The sequence below is a fragment of the Streptomyces sp. NBC_00829 genome (genome assembly GCF_045161795.1).
Taxonomy (GTDB): Bacteria; Actinomycetota; Actinomycetes; order Streptomycetales; family Streptomycetaceae; genus Streptomyces.
On the sequence record NZ_CP108867.1, the window covers coordinates 8,186,447 to 8,207,032 of the forward strand.

16 protein-coding genes and 1 pseudogene are annotated in these 20,586 nt (G+C 69.8%); 8 read left to right on the forward strand and 9 right to left on the reverse strand.

Annotated features, from left to right (window positions below; all coding sequences use genetic code 11):
* Positions 1-30: 30 nt before the first annotated feature.
* On the forward strand, positions 31-1,158 hold the full coding sequence (locus tag OG293_RS36485; protein WP_406003030.1) for an aminotransferase class I/II-fold pyridoxal phosphate-dependent enzyme: 1,128 nt from the start codon (positions 31-33) through the stop codon (positions 1,156-1,158).
* Positions 1,155-2,087, forward strand: coding sequence for an ornithine cyclodeaminase family protein (locus OG293_RS36490; RefSeq protein ID WP_406003031.1), 933 nt, complete (start codon positions 1,155-1,157; stop codon positions 2,085-2,087). The genes OG293_RS36485 and OG293_RS36490 overlap by 4 nt, the downstream gene beginning before the upstream one ends.
* Positions 2,088-2,132: 45 nt before the next feature.
* Here OG293_RS36490 and OG293_RS36495 read toward each other — a convergent pair whose 3' ends face one another.
* Positions 2,133-2,297: a hypothetical protein gene (locus tag OG293_RS36495; protein ID WP_406003032.1), complete on the reverse strand. Its 165-nt coding sequence runs from the start codon at positions 2,295-2,297 to the stop codon at positions 2,133-2,135.
* A gap of 75 nt (positions 2,298-2,372) precedes the next feature.
* On the opposite strand from OG293_RS36495, the gene OG293_RS36500 reads away from it, so the two are divergent.
* Entirely contained in the window at positions 2,373-3,521 is a 1,149-nt protein-coding gene (locus OG293_RS36500) for a Glu/Leu/Phe/Val dehydrogenase (protein ID WP_406003033.1), read from the forward strand.
* 144 nt (positions 3,522-3,665) lie between these two features.
* Here OG293_RS36500 and OG293_RS36505 read toward each other — a convergent pair whose 3' ends face one another.
* Positions 3,666-3,788, reverse strand: coding sequence for a hypothetical protein (locus OG293_RS36505; RefSeq protein ID WP_406003034.1), 123 nt, complete (start codon positions 3,786-3,788; stop codon positions 3,666-3,668).
* A 451-nt stretch (positions 3,789-4,239) separates the two neighbouring features.
* On the opposite strand from OG293_RS36505, the gene OG293_RS36510 reads away from it, so the two are divergent.
* Positions 4,240-5,484: a hypothetical protein gene (locus tag OG293_RS36510; protein WP_406003035.1), complete on the forward strand. Its 1,245-nt coding sequence runs from the start codon at positions 4,240-4,242 to the stop codon at positions 5,482-5,484.
* A 237-nt stretch (positions 5,485-5,721) separates the two neighbouring features.
* Positions 5,722-5,844, forward strand: coding sequence for a hypothetical protein (locus OG293_RS36515; RefSeq protein ID WP_406003036.1), 123 nt, complete (start codon positions 5,722-5,724; stop codon positions 5,842-5,844).
* Between the two features lie 71 nt (positions 5,845-5,915).
* On the opposite strand, the gene OG293_RS36520 is transcribed toward OG293_RS36515, so the two are convergent.
* The 5 genes from OG293_RS36520 to OG293_RS36540 all read right to left on the reverse strand — a co-directional run bounded on the left by OG293_RS36520 (position 5,916) and on the right by OG293_RS36540 (position 13,770).
* Positions 5,916-7,052, reverse strand: coding sequence for a substrate-binding domain-containing protein (locus OG293_RS36520; RefSeq protein ID WP_406003037.1), 1,137 nt, complete (start codon positions 7,050-7,052; stop codon positions 5,916-5,918).
* A gap of 34 nt (positions 7,053-7,086) precedes the next feature.
* A complete protein-coding gene (locus tag OG293_RS36525; protein ID WP_406003038.1) occupies positions 7,087-8,145 on the reverse strand; it encodes an ABC transporter permease in 1,059 nt (352 codons plus the stop codon).
* Positions 8,142-9,692: a sugar ABC transporter ATP-binding protein gene (locus OG293_RS36530; protein WP_406003039.1), complete on the reverse strand. Its 1,551-nt coding sequence runs from the start codon at positions 9,690-9,692 to the stop codon at positions 8,142-8,144. Before OG293_RS36530 ends, OG293_RS36525 begins: the two co-directional genes overlap by 4 nt.
* Before the next feature lie 165 nt (positions 9,693-9,857).
* Positions 9,858-12,689 (reverse strand): SpoIIE family protein phosphatase, encoded by a 2,832-nt coding sequence (locus OG293_RS36535; RefSeq protein ID WP_406003823.1) that lies wholly within the window; start codon positions 12,687-12,689, stop codon positions 9,858-9,860.
* Positions 12,690-12,801: 112 nt separating this feature from the next.
* Positions 12,802-13,770: a cyclase family protein gene (locus tag OG293_RS36540; protein ID WP_406003040.1), complete on the reverse strand. Its 969-nt coding sequence runs from the start codon at positions 13,768-13,770 to the stop codon at positions 12,802-12,804.
* Between the two features lie 617 nt (positions 13,771-14,387).
* Here OG293_RS36540 and OG293_RS36545 point away from each other — a divergent pair.
* A pseudogene (locus OG293_RS36545) lies at positions 14,388-14,646 on the forward strand (GDP-mannose 4,6-dehydratase); the annotation flags it as partial.
* A 6-nt stretch (positions 14,647-14,652) separates the two neighbouring features.
* On the opposite strand, the gene OG293_RS36550 reads toward OG293_RS36545, so the two are convergent.
* Positions 14,653-16,707, reverse strand: coding sequence for a family 20 glycosylhydrolase (locus OG293_RS36550; protein WP_406003041.1), 2,055 nt, complete (start codon positions 16,705-16,707; stop codon positions 14,653-14,655).
* Positions 16,708-16,887: 180 nt separating this feature from the next.
* Here OG293_RS36550 and OG293_RS36555 point away from each other — a divergent pair, with 180 nt between their 5' ends.
* The gene (locus OG293_RS36555) at positions 16,888-17,229 is read left to right on the forward strand and encodes a hypothetical protein (RefSeq protein WP_406003042.1); all 342 of its coding nucleotides are present in this window, start codon (positions 16,888-16,890) and stop codon (positions 17,227-17,229) included.
* A 370-nt stretch (positions 17,230-17,599) separates the two neighbouring features.
* Complete coding sequence (locus OG293_RS36560; protein ID WP_406003043.1) at positions 17,600-18,103, forward strand: ATP-binding protein; 504 nt, start codon at positions 17,600-17,602, stop codon at positions 18,101-18,103.
* A 54-nt stretch (positions 18,104-18,157) separates the two neighbouring features.
* Here OG293_RS36560 and OG293_RS36565 read toward each other — a convergent pair whose 3' ends face one another.
* A complete protein-coding gene (locus tag OG293_RS36565; protein ID WP_406003044.1) occupies positions 18,158-20,479 on the reverse strand; it encodes an ATP-binding protein in 2,322 nt (773 codons plus the stop codon).
* Between the last annotated feature and the right edge of the window lie 107 nt (positions 20,480-20,586).

A 20,586-nucleotide genomic window follows, 5' to 3' on the forward strand; every position in this document is an offset into this window, starting at 1 on the left:
CTCCATTCCGCCGAGTACCTGGAGACATCCATGACCTTCATCCCGTTCGAACTGCTCGAGTGGCAGCAGAAGCGGGGAGCCACCGCCACATACAGCCTGGCCGACAGCGGCTGTCGGCCGATCCGGCTGCGCGAGCTGTTCGACGACGAACAAGCGCTGAGCCGGCTCCTCGACAGCGAGCTGGGCTACCCGCCGACGTGCGGCACGGACCACCTGCGCGCGCAGATCGCCCATTGGCACGCCGGGAGCACCGACCACGCATCGGAGGTCATCGTCACCGTCGGGGCGGCCGAGGCCAACACGGTCGCTGTCGACACCCTCGTCCGCCCCGGGGACCACGTGGTGACGATGTCACCCGGCTACCGCCAGGTCTGGGGTGCGGCCCAGAACCGGGGCGCCGACGTCGACGACGTCCCCCTGGACCCGGAGCGCGGCTGGCGACCCGACGTCGACGCCCTGGCCCGCGCGGTCCGCCCGAACACCCGGGCCATCGTGCTGACAACCCCCAACAACCCGGCGGGCACCGTCCTGACCGAAGGGGAGATACGAGCGATCGTCTCCGTCGCCGACCGGGTCGGCGCCTGGATCCTCTCCGACGAGGTCCACCGCGGCACCGAACTCCACACCGACGAGCTCAGCCCCACCTTCTGGGGCCGCTACGACCGCGTCGTGTGCGTCGGCAGCCTCTCCAAGGCGTTCGGCATGCCGGGGCTGCGCCTCGGCTGGCTGATCGCACCACCCGCGCTCCTTCCGCAGCTACGCCAACGGCACGAGTACACCACCCTCTCCGCGGCCGGGACGGCGATGGCGCTCGCGGAACTGTCGCTCGCGCCGGCCACCTGCCTCCGGCTGCTCGACCGCTACCGCGGCTTCCTGCGCGAGAGCTGGACCCAGATGCGGCGGTGGATCGACTCCCATGACCACCTGCTCTCGGTCGTGCCGCCCCAGGCCACCTCCCTGGCATTCGTCCGCTACCACCTGGACCTGCCCAGCACCGACGTCGCCGAGGCCCTGTACGCCCGCGGCAAGGTGCTGGTCGGCGCCGGGGCACACTTCGGAACCGAGCACCACCTACGGTTCACCTACGGGCAAGAACCGGCCCAGTTGGCGGCGGCGCTGGAGAAGACCTCGCACGTCCTGAAGGAACTGAGCGCGTGAACCCCACAAAACTGCCCCTGATCGACGCCGAGGAACTGGCGCGCCGCCTGCCCATGCCACGGGCCATCGCGGCACTGGACCGGGCCCTGCGCGCCGGGCTGGATCCCGAAGCGGACGTACCGCGCACCGTACTCGACGTCCAGGCGGGCCAGCTCCTGCTGATGCCCGCCACGTCGTCCTCGTACGTCGGGGTGAAGATCGCCACGGTCGCGCCCGACAACCCCGCCCGCGGCCTGCCGCGCATCGTCGCCTCCTACCTCCTCATGGACGCGGCCACGCTCTGCCCGACAGCCCTGATCGACGGCTCCGCCCTGACCCTGCTGCGGACGCCCGCGGTCTCCGCCGTGGCCGTGGACCACCTGGCGGTCGCAGACGCCGAACGGCTCGTCGTCTTCGGAGCCGGACCGCAGGCATGGGGCCACGTGGAGGCGGTCAGGGCGGTACGCCCCATCTCCTCGGTCGGCGTCGTCGCGCGTCGTCCGGAGCAGACGGCCGAACTCGTCGAGCGCTGCCGGTCGGCGGGTCTGCCCGCGGAGGCCGTCCCACCGCATGCCGTGGCGACCGCCGACGTGGTCGCCTGCTGTACGACGGCGCGGACGCCGCTGTTCCCCGCCGCGGCGGTCGCGGACCACGCGGTCGTCGTGGCGATGGGATCGCACGAACCGACGGCCCGCGAGGTGGACGGCGCCCTCGTCGCCCGCGCCACCGTCGTCGTCGAGGCGCGCACCGCGGCGCTGCGTGAGGCGGGCGACCTCCTGATCCCCCTGCGCTCGGGCGACGTCGACACCGGGGTGATCGCGGGCAACCTGTCCGAACTCGTGCGCGGAGCCGTGGACATCGCGCCCCGGCGGCCGAAGCTGTTCAAGGGCACGGGCATGGCGTGGCAGGACCTGGTGGTGGCCGCTGCCGCCGTCGACGGGTCCCCGTGAGCGCGCGAAGGTGACCGGAACCTGACGGCATCCCCGGCCAACGGGTCACGATGCGTCGCCGCCAAGCGTGAGGAACTGGTCCTGCTGACCGCTGTACGCGCTTGTACGCGCTGCCGCCCCGGACACGTACATCCTCGCCGACCGCTTCAGCTGCCGCACCCAGATCGCCCAGCCGACCGACCGCACCGGCACACATGTCGCACCGCTCATCGCCGCTCACTATCCCCGGCCCAACGCCTCCCCGGCCTGAACCACCGCCGACATCTCTGCTGACAAGGACCTTCCGTGACTGATGCACTTTCCCTCGTCGACGACTGGGGCCCCGAGAAGATCGTCGTCGTCTCCCACCGGCGCACCGGCATGAAAGGTGTCCTGGTCATCGACAACACCGCCCGGGGTGTGGGCAAGGGCGGTACCCGGATGAGCCCCACCGTGACCGTCGGCGAAGTGGCCCGCCTGGCCCGCGTCATGACCTGGAAGTGGGCCGGCGTCGACCTCTTCTACGGCGGCGCCAAAGCAGGTATCGCCGCCGACCCCGCCTCCCGCGGCAAGGAAGCGATCCTGCGCGCGTTCGCCCGCGCACTGTCCAACGAGGTCCCCCGCGAGTACGTGATGGGCCTGGACATGGGGCTGACCGAGAGCGACGCCGCCATCATCCAGGACGAACTCGGTGACCGAGGCGCCGCCGTCGGCACCCCCGAACACCTCGGCGGCGTCGCCTACGACAAACTCGGCGTCACCGGCTACGGCGTCGCCGAGGCCACCGACGCCGCGGCCCAGCACCTGGGACTGCCCCTGGCCGGTTCCCGCGTCGCCATCCAGGGCTTCGGCGCCGTCGGCAGCGCGGCCGCCCGGCGTTTCGCGGAACTCGGCGCCACCGTCGTAGCGGTCTCCACAGCCCACGGCGCCCTGCACAACCCGACCGGCCTCGACGTCGCGGACCTCCTTGCGGCCCGCGACGAGCACGGCGACCACTTCGTCACCCGCCACTACCACGGCACCCCTCTGCCCCTCGGCAGCGAACTCACCGTGGACTGCGACATCCTCGTGCCCGCCGCCCTCCAGGACGTCATCAGTCGCACCACCGCGCAGCACATCAAGGCCCGGCTCGTCGTCGAAGGCGCGAATCTGCCCACGTCCCCCGAAGCCCAGTTCCTTCTCGCCGAGCGCGGCATCGCCGTGATCCCCGATTTCGTCGCCAACGCCGGAGGCGTCGTCGCGGCAGCCTTCGCCATGGACTCCCGCTACTCCGGCTTCCGTCCCGACACCACCACCATCTTCGAAACGATCTCGACCAGACTGCGAGCCAACACGGTCACCGTCCTCGACGAAGCCCGGCGACGGGAGACCACCCCGCACACCGCGGGCCGCACCCTGGCCCAAGAACGCGTCCGCACCGCGATGCGGAGCAGGGGACGGATTCCACTCGCCTGAGCACCGCTGTCCTGCCGGTGTCTGGCCAATCCGTTCGGCACATCACTCGAACTGAAGCCCTCGGCGGCGCTGGTCTTCTTTCGCAATGAATCCCCAACTCCCGTCGGGTGCCTGAGCGTTACGCCCGAATCCGGCCGGGGCCGGTCAGGCAGGCGGCTGCGGCAGGGCGGTGAAGCGGCCGGCGGGGATGCGGTGCAGCCAGCCCCGGTCCGCCAGGCGCCTGAGCTTGTGCCCGATCACCACCTCGGTGGCCTCCAGCCGGGGCACCTCCGCGTCGAGGCCATCGCTGCCCGCCAGGGCGGCAGCATCGCCATCACCATCGCGCAGGCGCCGGACGGGCCACCCCCGCCCCGGCCAGACCGCGCGCCTCCATAGAGACCATGATCAATCTCACCGGGATTTCCCTCGCCGGAGGTGAAGCAGCGGGATCCGCGAGATCTTTTGTCCCTTCCTTAACTGCGATGAGATAGATCTCAGAGAATCCGCGGCTACGCGAGCAACTATCAATATTCGTCCTGTTATGCCCAGTGGTTTGCCGTCGACTGGGGGACGGCCGGGCTGAGATCTCGATCTCTCCGACCCCTGTCCCGGTCATACGATCATGGGCATGGCTGCCGCATAAAGCGTGTCAACACCCCAGCCGTCACCCTGACTTCCACCTTCAGAAAGGGATCAAGTGAAGCTTCGCCGTGCTCTCGCGACGGCTGCTGCCGTAACTGTGACCACCCCCGTCGTGCTGCTCTCCGCCGCTCCGGCATTCGCCGACGCCAAGCCCGCGACACCGATGCTGAATCAGCCCAAGACCTACGCCGAGCTGGAGAAGGCCGCCGCCGACGCGGAGAAGGCGTACGGGGACGCGGTCGCCGCCAAGGCGGCCGGGCTGAAGAAGTTGAAGGCCGCCATGGCCGCCCTGGACTTGGACACGCACCCGCTCAAGGCCGCCGCCCTGGCCCACGACGCGGTGGCCAAGGCCGCGGCGGCCGACAAGACGGCCGCAGACAAGGCCCTCACCGACGCCGAGGCCAAGCTGGAGACGGCCAAGGACGAGGCCGGGAAGGCCGAGGCGAAAAAGGCTCTCACGGCGGCCAAGACCGACGCCAAGAAGGCCGCCGACGCCAAGGCGGACGCCGATGCCAAGAAGGAGGCGGCCTGGGAAGCGTGGAACGACGCCAGGGTCAAGGTGTCGCAGGAGTACAGCCTGGTCCAGGACGCCCCTGAGAAGGCCCTCAAGATCAAGGAAGCCGCAGACAAGGCGCGCGCCGCCGCCGCGGAGTGCGTGCGCGTTTCGGGCCTGACCGTCCTCGCGGACGGCCTGCCGTCCAAGATCGTCGCCGGGACCACGGTCGACTTCTCGTTCACGGTGACCAATGGCACCGACAGGACACTGAACGTGGACCCGCTGGCCTTGGTCGTCCTGAGGGAGCGAAAGAACTGGGACTTCCTCAAGGTGCAGTGGTCCAACGGTTCCGGCTGGCAGGAGCTCGAAGCCAAGGGCAACAGCTATGTCGCGTCCATCGACGCCATGAAGCCCGGCGACCACAGCGATGTGAAGATGCGGCTCACGATCGATGCCGCGGCCACGACGGGCAAGGGCGTCGGCCAGTTCGCCGGCGATGCCTCCAGCCAGTACAACCCGTGCCTCCTCGGTCCGATGAAGCGCTACGACTTCACGGTCCTGGCCGCCGGCAGCAAGCCCGGAAAGGTCGACGACGCCAAGCCCGACACGGTCGACGACAAGGACAGGCCGACCCCCAAGCCGAGCCCGTCCGCGCAGGGCGGCACCTCCGCCGGCCCGGCTGGCACCTCCGCCACGCCGGAGACGGCCATCGCGAACGGGGGCGACCTCGCCACAACCGGTTCGTCCTCCGTCCTGCCGCAGCTCGCTCTCGCGGGCGGTGCTGCCATCGCGCTCGGCGCCGGTGCGGTCTTCATCGTTCGCCGCCGCAAGGCCAACGACAGCTGACGCCTGCCTGCTTGCGGAGCTCCGGATGCGGGCCCTGTTGTTCTGACCGTCCTCGCAGAGCCCGGGCCATCACTCGCAAGGGGCCACGTCCCCGCATGCGGTGTGGCAACGATCAACGGCAAGCTGCAGGCCGGCCTGGGGGCTGAGCCGGACATCTGGGCGAGGGGGCCGGCCGGCCGCTGGGGCGGTTGCGGTCTCCTCGCCCGGTATCGAACAACACCCCAATGGGCGGTCAGTGTGACCAGCACGTGGTCGAGGGGCGGCAGGGAACTCGGCATCTCGTCGGTGACCCAGGCGAGCTCCATGGAAGCCTGGGCCGACCCGATCTCCCCCAACCCGGACACCACCTGGTGGTTTTGAGGGCACGGGGGCCTTCTCCCTCGACATCCGCGACAGGTACTCGCAGCCCAGCAGCAACGACGAGTGTGGCTTCACTTGCGCCAGATCTTCTCGTACGCCTCGCGGTAACCGGACGGATCCCAGGATGTGGCGCCGCTGCTGTTATCGGCCGTGGCGATGTGCACGGGTGCGACGTAGCCGCTCGCGGGCCGGTCGGCGAAGGCGCGGTTGAACTCGTCGATGATCTGCCAGCCCTGCTGGGACAGCGGCTCGGGGACGGTTGCGGCCTGGAACTGCTCGCTGTTGATGCGCTGGAAGGCGGAGGGGTCGCCGTCGCCCGCGCCGATGTTGAAGGGCGGTCCGGACCCCGGTTTGCCCGCTGCGCGGAAGGCCGGGGCTGCATCGGCGAAGTAGAGGTCGTTGATGGCGACGGAGTAGGTCCAGCTGTTCTGGAAGCGGGACAGGAGGGAGGAGACCGCCTGGGGGGTGCGGCTGCTCGCGTCTGGGATGGGGATGTTCACGGACGTCAGGAGCCGCACGTCGGAACAGGCGGCGAGCTCCCTCTTGATCAGTTCGGACTTGTTCTTGGCGAACGGGATGGAGTCATCCGTGAAGACGACGACTCCGGCATTGCCGTTGGACCGGGCGATGATCCAGTCTGCGCTGATCTTCGCCACATCCTCCACGTTCGTGGTGACGTTCGTGTAGAGCCCGGCGTTCTCACTCGGGCCGGGAGAATCCACCGCGTGCCAGCCGATGACCGGGATGTCCGCCGCCTGGGCCCGCGCCACCTGCTGCGAGGTCAGGCGGGGATCGAAGCCGCCGATGACGACGCCTGACGGCTTGAGGGTGATGGCCTGGCTGAGCGCGGCCTGGATGCCGGCGGGGGTGCCCTCGCCGTCGATCACCCGGACCTTCCAGCCGATGGTCTTTGCGGCTTCCTCGACGCCCTTCGCGACGCCTGCGACGCCGGGATTGGTCATGGTCTGCGCAACGTAGACGATGGCCTTGTCGGGAACCGCCGCGGGACCGCTGATGGGGCCGTTCCAGGAGGCGTCGGTGTTCTCGGCCCGCTGAACGGCTGCCTTTGCCTTCGCGAGGGCGGCGGGGCAACCGGCTTTCGACGGCCCGCTGCCGGTCGACGGGCTGCTGTCGCAGCCGTAAACCAGGGTAGCGGCTGTCGTCAGCAGCGCTGCGGTTGTGACGCTGGTCTTGCGGTTCGGGTACACGGTGCTCCTGACGCAGGTACGCGTACGAAGTGTTCTAGGGGTGGCCGTTCTTCGACGGTGCAGCCGACTGCTCGGCTGACCGGCGGGTCGCGGTGGCGCCGGTGCGCAGCCGGCGGCGGGCGGAGTAGCCGGCCAGGCCGACGGCGATGAGCAGGGTGCAGCCGTTGAACAGCGGCGTCGCCCAGAACTGCGCGCCGAGCTGGCCGATGCCGGCGAGGCCGATGGCCAGGACGGCGACGGCCACGAGGGTGCCGAGGGCGTTGGCGCGGCCGGGTCTGATCGTGGTGGACCCGAGCAGAGCGCCGACGAAGGCGGGCAGCAGATAGTCAAGACCGACACTCGGGTTGCCGGTCTGCTGCTGGGCGGCGAGGAGGACGCCGGCGAAGCCGACGACCAGGCCCGATCCGGCGAAGGCGTAGACGGAGTAGGTCCGGGTGTGGATGCCGATGATGCCCGCGGCACGCGGGCTGGAGCCGATGACGTACAGGTACCGGCCGAGCGGCAGCCGCTCCAGTACCAGCCAGAGGGCGGCGGCGACGGCCAGGACGTAGAAGGCGGGTACTGGCAGCCCGAGGAACCGGGAGTCGTAGATGTCGGTGAAGGAGGCGGGCAGGCCGTCCGGGCCGGGAACGATCCGGGAGCCATCGGTGATCCAGCCGGTGAAGGCGTACATGATGCTGCCGGTGCCGAGTGTGGCGATGAAGGAGTCGATCTGCCCGAACTCGACGATGACGCCGTTGAGAGCGCCGACCACCGCCCCTCCGCACACCACCACCAGGCAGGCGAGGGGCCAGGGCCAGCCTTCGTTGACGATGAGCTGCATCACCATGACGTGCGCCAGGCCGAGCCCGTAGCCGATCGACAGGTCGAACTTTCCGGTGGCGATGGGGATCGTCGCGCCGAGCGCCAGGAGGGCGGGGATCGACTGGTTGGAGAGGATCGAGGAGATGTTGTCCCGGGTGGGAAAGGTGTCCGGCAGGGCGATGGAGAAGACCAGGAAGAGGAGGGCGGCGAGGACCAGGAGGCCGTAGGTGCCGATGAGGTGCCCACGAAGACGGTCCAGCACGGATCGGGGCGAGGGGAAGGTGGTCATCGGCTCGTTGCGGCTCCGGTGATGGGGGGCATGGCCGAGGCGGTCCGAGTGAGCTCGGTGACGGTGAGGGCCGCGCCGGTGAGCTCGGCGCGCACGGTCCCGCGGACGAACACCAGAGCGCGGTGGCAGACGCCGGCGACCTCCTCGAAATCGGTCGAGATGAGCAGAACCGCCAGGCCGGAGGCGAGCGCGTCGTCGAGCAGCCGGTAGATCGTGGCCTTGGCACCCACGTCCACGCTGGCGGTCGGCTCCTCGAGGATGAGCAGGCGCAGGTTCCCTCGAAGCCACCGGCCGACCATGACCTTCTGCTGGTTGCCGCCGGACAGGGTGCCGATCGGCGCCTCGCTGTCGCGGGGGCGCACCGAGAAGCGATCGATCAGGGCGGTGGCCTCGGCGCGCTCGCGCCGGGGGCTGATCCAGTGCAACGCCGGCACACCGGCTGCCCGGGGGTTCGCCAGGAAGTTCTCCCGCACGGTCAGTTCGGCGGCGCAGCCTTCCTCCTGACGGTTGCCCGCCACGAGGCCGACGCCGCAGGCGAGAGCGGCGGAGACCGTGCGCGGGTGGTACGGCCTGCCGTGGAGCAGCACGCGTCCTTCGAGGATCGGCCGGGCGCCGGCGAGGGCGCGGCCCAGCTCCATATGGCCCGCGCCGGTCAGACCCACCATGCCGAGGATTTCGCCGGCCCGCAGCTCCAGGCTGACCTGTCCGGTGTCCTTGGTCCTCACGCCGCCGAGGCTCAGGAGGGGCGGGCCGGCGGCGGGGGTGGTGGCGGGCGCGTAGCGGGCCGGTTCCCGGCCCACGATGGCCTGCACCAGACGGGCAGGGCTGTAGCCGGCGAGCGGACCTCGGTCGACCAGACGGCCGTCACGCAGGATGGCGAACGCGTCGGCGACCTTGTACACCTCGTCGAGCCGGTGGCTGACGTAGAGGATTGCGTGCCCTCGGTCGCGCAGGGCGTGCAGCAGGTCGAACAGCCGGGCGCAGTCCGCGGCGGGGAGGGTGGCAGTCGGCTCGTCGAGGACGATGAGTTCGGCCTGTGTCGCCAGGGCGCGGGCGATGGCGACCAGCGAGCGCTCGGCGGGGGCGAGGTCGGCGATCCGGGCGTCGGCGTCCAGGTGCCCGGCGACGAACCGCAGGGCTTCCTCGCAGCGCTCTCGGGTCTGCCGCCAGGAGATCAGTCCGCAGCGGCGTGGGTAGCCGGTGCCCAGGGCGATGTTCTCAGCCACCGTCATCCACTCGACCAGACCGAGATCCTGGTGGATGAAGGACATGGTCCGGGTGGCGGCATGGGAGCCGAGCGGGTGCCCGGCCACGGTCACCTCGCCCTCGTCGGCGTGGTGGACCCCGGCGAGCACCTTGATGAGTGTGGACTTCCCGGCGCCGTTGGGGCCGAGCAGAGCGAGGACGCTGCCTCTGTGGATGTCGAGATCGACCGCGGCCAGCGCGGGAGTGCCGCCGAACCGCTTGCTGAGACCGCGCATGCGGACGAGCGGTTCTCCACCGAAGCGCGAGGGTGGGCTCATTGAGGTGTCGGGAGCGTCGCGCACAGACTTCTCCGGGGGTCGGCCTCCGAGTTCTTCCCGACTGCATGCGGGATACTATCGGGATCTTTCACTGCATTTCCGGCATACCGCCTCGTTCGTTGACTCCAATGGGCGAATTGTTGGGATGGTCGGAGGCTCGTGTACGCCTCCCGGGGCGCCGGTCACCGGTCACGCCGCGTCCAGGGCGCACTCGGCCCAGATGACCTTGCCGTCGGTGGTGTAGCGGGTGCCCCAGGTCTGGGCGAGCTGTGCGACGAGGAACAGGCCACGGCCACCCTCGTCGGTGGTGGCCGCGTAGCGCATGCGGGGGGCGGTGCTACTGGTGTCGTACACCTCGCAGATCAGGGTGCGCTCGTGGATCAGGCGTACCCGGATGGGCTCGGCGCCGTAGCGGACGGCGTTCGTAACCAGCTCGCTGAGCAGCAGTTCCATGGCGAAAGCGGACTCGTCCAAGCCCCACTGGCTCAGCTGGCCCACGGCAGCGGCGCGGACGTCGGAGACGTGGGAGGGGTCGGCGGGCAGCTCCCAGGTGGCGATCCGGTCGGGAGGCACGGCTTTGGTCCGGGCGACGAGGAGTGCGATGTCGTCGCCGGGGTGGTCGGGCGCCACGGCGTCGAGGACCGCCTGGCAGGTGTCCTCGGGGGTACGGTCCGGGTGGGCCAGCGCGCGGCGCAGCTCGTCGAGGGCCACGTCGATGTCGCGATGGCGGTCTTCGATGAGGCCGTCGGTGTAGAGGACCAGCTGGCTGTGTTCGGGGAGGTGGATCTCGGCTGATTCGAAGGGCAGACCGCCCAGGCCAAGAGGCGGGCCCGCGGGCAGGTCGGGGAAGGTCACGGTGCCGTCGGAGTGGACCAGCGCGGGCGGAGGGTGGCCGGCGCGGGCCATCGTGCACTGCTGTGAGGTGGGGTCGTAGATGGCGTACAGGCAGGTGGCCCCGACGATGCCGGTGCTGCCGACGGCGGGATTGTCCCCGCCCTCCTCCCGGTCGAGGCGCACCATGAGGTTGTCCAGGTGGGTGAGGAGTTCATCGGGGGCGAGTTCCAGTTCGGCGAAGTTGCGGGCGGCGGTGCGCAGCCGGCCCATGGTGGCGGCGGCGTGCAGTCCATGGCCGACGACATCGCCGACGAGGAGGGCGACGCGGGTCCCGGCGAGGGGGATGACGTCGAACCAGTCGCCGCCCACTCCGCACTCGGCGGGCAGATAGCGGTGGGCGACCTCGACGGCGTCCTGTTCGGGGAGGCCGCGCGGGAGCAGGCTGCGCTGTAGGGCCAAGGCCAGGGTGTGCTCGCGGGTGTAGCGGCGGGCGTTGTCGATGCAGAGGGCGGCGCGGGCGGCGAGTTCCTGGGCCAGCGAGCGGTCGTCGTCGCCGTAGGGGGCGGGGTCCTGCGAACGGTAGAAGCTGGCAATGCCCAGGAGGACGCCGCGGGCGAGCAGGGGGACGGTGATGAGGGAGTGGATGTTGTGCGTGAGGAGCCGCTCGGCGTGACCGGGGTCCTGGGCGATCCAGCCGAAGGCGGCCGTCAGGTCGGGTTCCAGCACCGGCTGCCCGGTGACCAGGCAGCGCATGTGGGGCGTGGTCGGGCGAAGGCTGACCTGCTCGCCCACCGGGTAGAAGGGGCAGTCCTCGCGTATGCCGTGGACCACCGTGCGGTGCATCTCGGTGGTGGGATGGGCGGATTCCTCGCCACGCAGTACGGCCTCGGGCACGTCGATGGTGACGAAGTCGGCCAGGCGCGGGACCGCTGTCTCGGCGAGTTCCCAGGCGGTGCGGCTCACGTCCAGGGTGGTGCCGATCCGGTTGCTGGCCTCGGCCAGCAACTCCAGACGGCGTCGTGCCGCGACCGCGTACCTCCCCACTTCCGGCTCGCCCACCAGCACCAGCCCTCTGACCATGCCGTTGGCGGAGTCGTGGGCGCCCGGTGTGGCGGGTGCGGCGGGTGTGCGGACCGTCGTCGGGGGCGGTCCGGGCGGTCCGGGCGGTCCGGGCGGTGCGGGCGGTGCGGGCGGTGCGGGCGTGACGCGGGGCCAGGCCAGCGAGGCTGCGAGGGCGGGGGCAGGCGCGTGCCGCTCCTTGATTTCGGGGTTTTCGGGCAGGAGCACCTCGACGACGACGCCCTCCACCCCGGAGGAGCTCGTCACAGGACGGCTCACGAGGGTGACCCACCGGCCGCGGGACAGGGGCACCTCGGCGGCGGCCAGCTGGGCCGAGGACATCAGCTCCGTGGCCTTCTCCTTGAGGATCAACTGGTCGGGCTGGTCCAGCTCGCTCTGGAGCAGATCGTCCATTCCGATCGGGTGCCCGTTCGGGGAGCCCTGGACGGTCCGGGCGAGGCTCCCGGCATCGAGATACGCCTGCAGCAGGCCGCGCTCCCGCGCCGAACTCTGCTCCATCAGCCGTCGTTCGACGGCCGCGGCCGCCCGGCGTACCAACGGGACCAGCGCCGGGTCCGCATCGGTGTAGGGATAGCCGAGGCACAGGACGCCCTCGATGCCCCCGCTGAGCTGGTCGCGGACGGGGATCGCGGTACAGGCGCTCGACTGGGACCGCTCGGCGAAGTGCTCGGCGCCGTAGACCTGAACGAGTCGCCGTTCCGCGATCGTGAGACCGATGCCGTTCGTCCCCGCGACCTGTTCGGCGAATACGAAACCGGGAACGCTCTGGATCGGGGCGAGGTGCCTGGGCAGGGACTTGTCCCCGAAACGGCGTTCAAGCACCGTGCCGCGTCCGTCCGCGAGACAGATGTTCATCCGGCTGCCCGCGAAAATCGACTGCAGCCGGTCGAGCACGGGCCCGGCGGCCCGGACGAGCGGACCATCCGGGTCGAAGTCCTCGTTGAAGGGAAGCATGGACTGGTCCGGCGACAGCCCCAGCAGCTGGCAGCGCTGCCACGAGCTCAGGATCGGACTTCTCACGGTCCCCGCGACTGACTCGACCGACCCCCCGTGCAGAAACCGGTCACGGGAGCCCACGGGGCCGATGCGGTCTCCCACGACCCCCATCTGCACCACTTCCCTCATCGGAATACTCTCGATCGCCAGGTTTGAGTATATTCCTCACATTTAGGACTGGTATGGACGGGGAGTGGGGGCAGAGTGGCAGGCGGGCCGGGCATCACAGGACGGCGACCGGATTGACGGGCGAGCCCGTCCCGCCGGGGACGTTCAGCGGCGTCACGACGAGCATGAACTCGTACCGGCCCGCCTCGGCGCAGGCGGCGGAGAGTGGTTCGAGGTCGAGGTTGTCCAGCAGCGGCACCCCCATGGCCGTGATGGCGAGCGCGTGGACGGGGGAGTGCAGACCCTCGACCGGTGACGGCCGCACGTCGCTGTCCCCGTCGCCGCCGAGCAGAGCGATGGCGCGCTCGGCCAGCAGTGGCAGGGCGTCCACATGCCAGCCCGCGCTCGCCGCAGCAGGGTTCCAGGGGCCGATTTCCCGGCGCCGGCGGAAGCGGCCGGAGCGTAGCAGTACCGCATCGCCGTCCCCGATCGTCACATCGAGTGCCCTCTCTGCGGAGAGGATGTCCTGCACGTGCACCGCACGCCCGGGTTCCAGCCAATCGGCCCCGAGGACAGCGGGCAGGTCGAGGAGTACGCCCTTGGTGACGAGGGGGCCGAGCGCCGAGACCGCGCCGAAGCGGGCACCCCTGGCGTCGACGACTTCGCGCGCCGTCCGGCCGTCGTAGAGTTGCCCTCGGTAGGCGATGTGCGACAGAGCGTCGAGGTGGCTCACGCTCTTGCCGTGAAAGTCCACAGCGAGGAAGTCCATGTAGGCCGATGGCTCCGGGGCCTCCACGTCGCCGAGGTCGGACATGTAGTGCAGCGCCGGCTTTCCGTTGTCCGGTCCGGGCCGGGTGTCCCAGGGCCGCCCCATCGGGACGACCGTGCCAGACCGGATCAGTGCGGCTGCCCTCTGCACGTGGCCCGCTGTCACCCTGTTCCAGGCGCCGCGGTCGGCTGCAGTCCAGCGGCCCCATGTGCGGACCGCCTCGAAGAGTGCGTCGAACTCCTGGCGGGAGACCGCGGCCCCGTCCCCTGGACCGGCAGGCGGGGGAGTGGGGGCGTCGGCGGGGTTGCTGTTCATGTGTACTCAGCGCTCCAAGGGTTGTACGGATGTCGCCCGGGGCGCCGGGCGCGCTACAGCTTCCCGGCGCAGCTCCTGCTGGGGTGCGGTCGCTCCCCGGGGCAGTTGACGGTTCGGCGGGCCTGGCGGCGTGAGATCGACGTCTGCGTCGGCAGCTTCCGGCGCTTCGCCCACGCGATGTGCCTGATGCCGCCCCGGACAGGATTCCTGTCTGCGCGCACCACACGAACGAGGGCGCGCGGGCGGCCTGCCGCTGACATGTTTCCGTGGCCGACGGCTACCAGGGCCGCGGTGGCTTGTCCGGGAACGTCCCCGCGTACCGTCCGCCTTCCTCGTCGGACACACTGGGCGGCTTCTGCCTTCCGCGAGCGACGGGCTTCGGCGCCCACCGCAACGCCGTGTCCCGCGGGCCGGCGACCGCGTGGTGCACGCGACGTCCCGGCGGCGCCTGGACATCCTGCCGACCAGGATCCAGGCGCACCCCGTGCCGCTGGCCGCCTCGGCCGGCACGTCGGCCACGGACCGAGACGCCTGCTGAGACGCGGGCCGGTGAAGTCTCGCAAATTCCTTGCCCGTTCCTGCTTCGCTGGTCCTTGCCTGAGAGCGAAGGGGAATGGATGGCCAAGCGTGCGCTGATCACCGGCGTCACCGGACAGGATGGGGCGTATCTGGCGGAGCACCTGCTCCTTGGGGTACCGGGTCTGGGGGCTGACCAGGAGGCAGGCGAATCCGCGCAAGGACCGCGTCAGCCGGCTGATCCCCGATCCCGAATTCGTGGACGGCGATCTGATGGACCAGGGCAGCCTGGTCTCCGCGGTCAACGCGGTCTCCGCGGTGAAGCCGGACGAGGTCTACAACCTGGGGGCGATCTCCTTCACCTCCTCACCCCGCAGCGAGGACACTCCGATCATCGGCGGCCCCCGGCTGCCCCCCTCGCGCCACGCGGCCTCGGTCTGCGCCAGCAGATCCAGGGAGGGCACGTGCACCAGCGACCGTGGTTGGCGCGTAGGCCTCGAACTCGTACAACGAGAAGCCCCACGTCGTCGCCCGCGCCGTCCCCTGCATGCGGATATAGCGGCCGGTGCCGGACAGCCCGGTCAGGTCGTCGAGGCCACCGTCACCCGTGGTCGTGGTGTAGATCGTGGTCCACGTGGTGGCGTCGTCGGAGACCTGGATCTGGTAGCCCGTACCGTACGCCTTCTCCCAGTAGAGCTTGACCCGGTTGATCTTCCTGGACGATCCGAGGTCGACGGTGATCCACTCGTTGTTGGTGTAGCTGCTGGACCAGCGTGTGCCGTACTCGCTGTCCAGGGCGTTCACCCCGGGAAAGCTCGTGGTCTCGGTGCTGGAGACGGTCGCCGGCTTGCCCGCAGCGAGGTTGCCCGCCTGCATGGTGGACGGCCAGGCGGGGTTGCGGCCGATCGTGTTGATCACCGGGACGAAGTTCGACCAGGATGTCACCAGCTTCGGCGAGCCCCAGGTTTGCTGGGCAAGCATCCGCAGCCCCTGCTTGATGTCGGAGGCGATGCGCTCCTCGGTGGCCACTTCGGGGTAGTCGCACCAGACGTGGAGCTTCGAGCCGAGGTTCTTCGACTTCGACGCCTCGGTAATGGTCTGGTTGCCCTGGAACAGGTCGGGGTTCCAAGTGTCGTAGCCCCACTGGCTGGACGGGCCGCTCGGGCCGCCGGAACCGAGCACGTAGTACGTGGGAGTCCAGCTCTCGTTGGAGATCAGGTGCCCGTTGTCAATGTGCGTCTGCGGTGATTTGCCGATGTTGTACCAGAACTCGAGGATGACATTCCTGTTGACGGTGACCGCGGCGCCGCCGCCGATGCCGTCGTTCCAAGCGCGGGTGGTCCTGCCGGCACCGCGGATGATCCCGTCGGCCCAGTTGACGAAGCCGAGGTAGGCGTCCTTGCCGTTGGCGTTGGCGCCGTAGGTGGCCTTGGCGTACTGCTCCAGCTGCGGGTAGGAGCTGTAGTTGACGTCGTACTCGTCGGCGCCGATGTGGAAGTACGGGCCGGGGAACAGTGCCAGGTACTCGTCGTACAGGTCCTTGATCAGCGCGTACGCCTCGGGCTTGCTCAGGTCGATGTACGACTCGTGCGCCGCACCGGTATTGCTGACCAGCTTCAGCTCGGGATGGGCGGCCAGGATCGGAGCCATGTGGCCCGGCGCGTCGATCTCCGGCACGATCGTGATCTTGTACTTCGCCGCGAGCGCGATGAGGTCCCTGACTTCCTGCTTGGTCAGGTGCTCCGGCGAGACGATCTCAGGGTGCGACGTGCTCTCGATCCGGAAGCCCTTGTTGTCCGACAGGTGCAGGTGGAAGTAGTTCATTTTCAGATAGGCCAGTTCCTTCACGTGATTCCGCAGCCACTGCGGAGTGAAGTACTTGCGGCCGTTGTCCACCATCAGACCGCGCTCGGGCTTGAGCGGCCAGTCCCGCGCGGAGCCCCGCGGGATCGAGGTTCCCTGCTTGAGCAGCTGCAGGACGGTCCGGGTGCCGTAGAAGGCGCCGCGATCGTCTCGGGCGCTGATGGTGATCTTGTCGGTGATGGAGAGCTCGTAACCTTCATCGCCGAGCCCGCTGTCGGTCGAGCCGAGCGACAGGAAGATGTCACCGGCCCGCAGGTCGGCGATGGTGCCGACGCGCCGGGTGACCGGGCGGCCGGTCAGGGCCCGCAGGTCGTCGGCTAAGACCTCACTGGTCGACGCCAGGGCCGACGCGTTGTCGGCGGACCAGACGATCCGGGTGGCATCGGTGAAGGTGAACGAGCCGGTGTCGCCGGTCCACTCTTGCAGTGCCGGGATGGTCAGGGGCTTGGGATTCGACGCGCTCTGCGCCGCCACCGGGCTGGCCCCCACCGAGATGGTGGCGACCAGAAGGACAACCACGGCAAGCGTGCCGCGGGACAGCGATCTCAGGAGGCTCATCGTGTTCCTCGAGGTGAATAGTGGTACGACCCGCCACAATCGGATGACTGGTCTATATCATTGGTCTAAACCGCTCGCCCAGTTCAGCGCTTCGTCAGGCCCACGTCAAGAGCAATGTCTGTTCACCCGGCAAGAGCGTCCTGCCCGGTGGCACCTCAACACCCGTGCTACGAGCTTGGCTTGCTGCTGCACCGGGATGGTTGGCAGCGGCTACGAGCTCCCCTTGCGACGCAGGGCCACACGCAGAGCCGACCAGAGGCGTCGCGGGGCCAGGGCCGCGGCCGCGCTCGCCCCGTCCTATCCATCGGCAGGCTCAGCGGTGGCACCTCGGTCACCGACTCGGTCGCCGGCGCCATCACCGCCCGATACAACGCCGACGGCAACCTGACCACCCAAGGTCTCCCCGGCGGCTACACCATGAAGCAGGAACAGGACCCCACCGGGGCTGCCACGAGCCGCGTCTACACCCGCGACAGTGACGGCACCGTGCTGGTCTCCGACCGCGTCGCCCAAACTTCTTGATCCGGCGGTCTTGGGTGACGAGGCCCTTGTCGTTGATGCCCGGCTGGTCGCCCTCGGCACGTGAGTCGGAGGCGAAGTCGAACATGGCCCACACGAAGGTGCCCCACAGATACGGCCGCGCATCAGTTTGCTTGAGGCGGCGCCATCCCGGGCCACTGCGGCGATCTGCACCGCGAACGAGTTGTCCCCGGTGATCGCCCAGTGCCGGCACCGGCTCGGGTCCGGTCCTGCCGCGGGCCCAGCGGGTATCTACGCAAATCGGATGAATAAGTAGGTAGGGTGCGCGAAATGCAGTAGAAGTACGGATGTACTCGCGGAGGCGCAGGGCAACGCTGAGGTCGTAGAAACTTTGCGCCGAAGGGCTTCCGCCATGAACGCCACTACCCTCTCCATCAGGGCCGTCGATCACACCGAGAACGTCTGCCTGCACATGAACATCATCTCCCCCGGCCCCGCCGACGTCAGGGCCATGCGCCGCTGCGTCGCCCAGATGCTCGCCCGCTGCGGCGTGCCGCAGGAGACCGTCGACTCCGCCGAGCTGCTGGCCAGCGAACTCCTGGCGAACGCGGTCCTGCACTCCCGGTGCCCGCACGGTACGCCGCTCCGGGTGGCCGTGGACATCCGGCTGGAGCGCTGCCGGGTGCTGATCGACGTCAGCGATTCCGACCCGGCACCGCCGCGGTTCCACGCCAGCGACACCGACGACGAGAACGGGCGCGGTCTGGCCCTGGTGACCACGCTCGGCTCGGCCTGGGGGTGCCGGCCCCGCGCGGACGGGAAGACGGTGTGGTTCACCCTGCGCATCCCCGAGGTCACCTCTCGCCGCGGGTACGCGCTCGCCGCGGGCGCCGCCCTGGAACCCGTGGCGGCCTGAAGCCGAACCAGCCGGTCGGCCACCGCGCGGTCGACCGGCCGCGCCCCGCCCGGGTCAGGCGCTTTCGCGCTGGGTGACCCAGGACGCGATCTGGGCTCGTGAGGTGAAGTCGAGCTTGGTGAGGATGTGCTCCACATGGGCTTCGGCGGTGCGCTGGGAGATCACCAACTGGTCGGCGATCCGCTTGTTCGACATGCCCCGGGCCACCAGCTCGGCCACCTGCTCCTCCCGTCGCGTCAGCGGGCTGGGCTCGGCCGCCGCAGACCCTTCGGCAGCGGGCGCGGCGCCGGAGCCGAGTGCGTACTCCATGGTCTGCTCCAGGTCGAAACCCAGACCGCGGGAAAAAGCACGCTCGAAGGCGTCCGTACCGAGCTGTTCCCGTGCCCGGACCTCGAGTTGCTCGGTCTGCGCGTCCCACGGGATGACGCTTCCGGAGAGGTCGTACGACTTCCGCAGCCTCCGGTGTGCCCCCAGGAGCACAGTCCCGCGCAGCAGGTCTCCGGAGGCCAGCGCCGTCCACGTCAGCACCATGACGGCCAGGCCGATGCCCACGGTGTCACCGAAGCCCCGTTTGATCTTCATGGCCTCGCACGCGTGCGCCGCCGCGGACGCGCGATCCCCTTTGTCGAAGTCCGCCACGGCGCGGGTGCACAGCGCCCACGAAAGATACGAGACCTCCCCGCACGCCGCGCTGTACCGGCGGATCGCGTCGCTGGCCGCTATCGCCTCGTCGTGCTCCCCGCGGAGCGACCGGACCATGATGAGGGCGAGCCACGCCTGGCAGGCCTGGGGCTCCCGTGCGTACTCCGGACATGCCAACGCCTCGTGGGCGAGCGCGACGGCCTCATCGAGGTCTCCGCGCATGGCGACGGTGGCCAGAGTGCCGAGGGCGTACGCCTCCAGGAAGGCGTCACCGAACCGCCGGGCCAGATCGCGGCACTCCTGGAGCGCCGGGTACCCGGTGGGGTTGTCCCCCTGGATGCTGGTGATGAGCCCGAGGGCCTGTAGGGCCCGCGCCCGGGCGAGCGTGGGACGGGGATCGAGCGCCAGGGCCCGGTCGAGCCAGAGCCGGGCCTCGGTGATGATCCCGGAGGTGGACCAGTAGAAGACCATGGCCGCGACCAGGCGTAGAGCGGACTGGCTCTCTCCGGGGACGGTCAGGCAGTAGGCGAGGGCCACCTGTAGGTTGGCGTGCTCACGGCGCATGCGTCGCGACCAGTCGAGCTGTTCGGGGCTGAACCACTCGGCCTCCATCCGCTCGGTCAGCTCCAGGTACCAGTCCCGGTGCCGACGGGCCATGACCGCCGCTTCACCAGCCTCGTGCAGCCTCTCCCGGCCGTACTGAGCCAGCGTGTCCAACAGCCGGAACCGGACGTGGCCGAGCAGCTCCTCCCGAACCAGGACCGACTTGTCCACCAGCCCCGACACGGCGTCCAGGACCTTCGCGACCGGCAATCGGTCGTCCGCACACACGCCCTCGGCCGCGTCGAGTTCGAAAGGGCCGGCGAAGACGGAGGCGCGCGCCCACAGCAGCTGTTCCTCCGGCGAGCACAGCTCGTAGCTCCCGGAGACTGCCGCTTCCAGGGAGCGGTGCCGGGAAGGGGCCGCCCGGTCGATCGCTTCCAGGAGCTCGAACCGGCCGTCGAGCCGCTGGAGGATCTCCCCTGCCGACATCATCCGGGTGCGCACCGCCGCCAGCTCGATCGCCAGCGGGAGCCCGTCCAGCCGACGGCACAGCCGCGCCACGGTCGGCCAGTTCTCCCCGGTGAGGGAGAACTCGGTCACCGCCGCCGCCCGCTCAGCGAACAACGCCATGGCGGGGTACTCCGCCAGCGCACCGGGCCCGGAGCCGCTGGGCCCGTCAGCGTCCGCCGCGGGCACCGGCAGTGTGGACACCGACCGCACGTACTCACCCGTGACACCGAGCCGTTGCCGGCTGGTCGCCAGCATCCGTACGCCCGGAGCGGCCCGGAGCACGCTGTTCATCAGCCGCGCACAGGCGTCCACGACGTGCTCGCAGTTGTCGAACACCAGGAGCATCTGCCGGTCGCGGAGGAAGTGCGTAATGACCTCGGTCTGGTCACCACCAGACTGGTCCCGGACCGCAAGCACCTCGCCCACCAGATAGGGCAGCAGCTCCCCCTCCCGGAGCTGGGCGACGTCCACGAACCGGATCCCGTCGGCGAAGGCCCTGCGCACCTCGGTGGCCACCCGCAGTGCCAGCCGCGTCTTCCCGACCCCGCCGGGACCGATCAGCGTCACCATCCGGGCACGCGAAAAAAGCGCCCTCACCTCGCTGACCTCGTGTTTCCGCCCCACGAAGCTCGTCAGCTCGGTAGGCAGACCGACCGGGCACTCTTGCTTGGCGGCACCCACGCATGTACGTTATGCAACTTTTGCGCACTGCGTCAAACAAGGAAACCGGACCGGAGAAAGCACACCGTCCGGAGCCGTCACTGCGTGTGCTGTGGTGAGCCGGAATG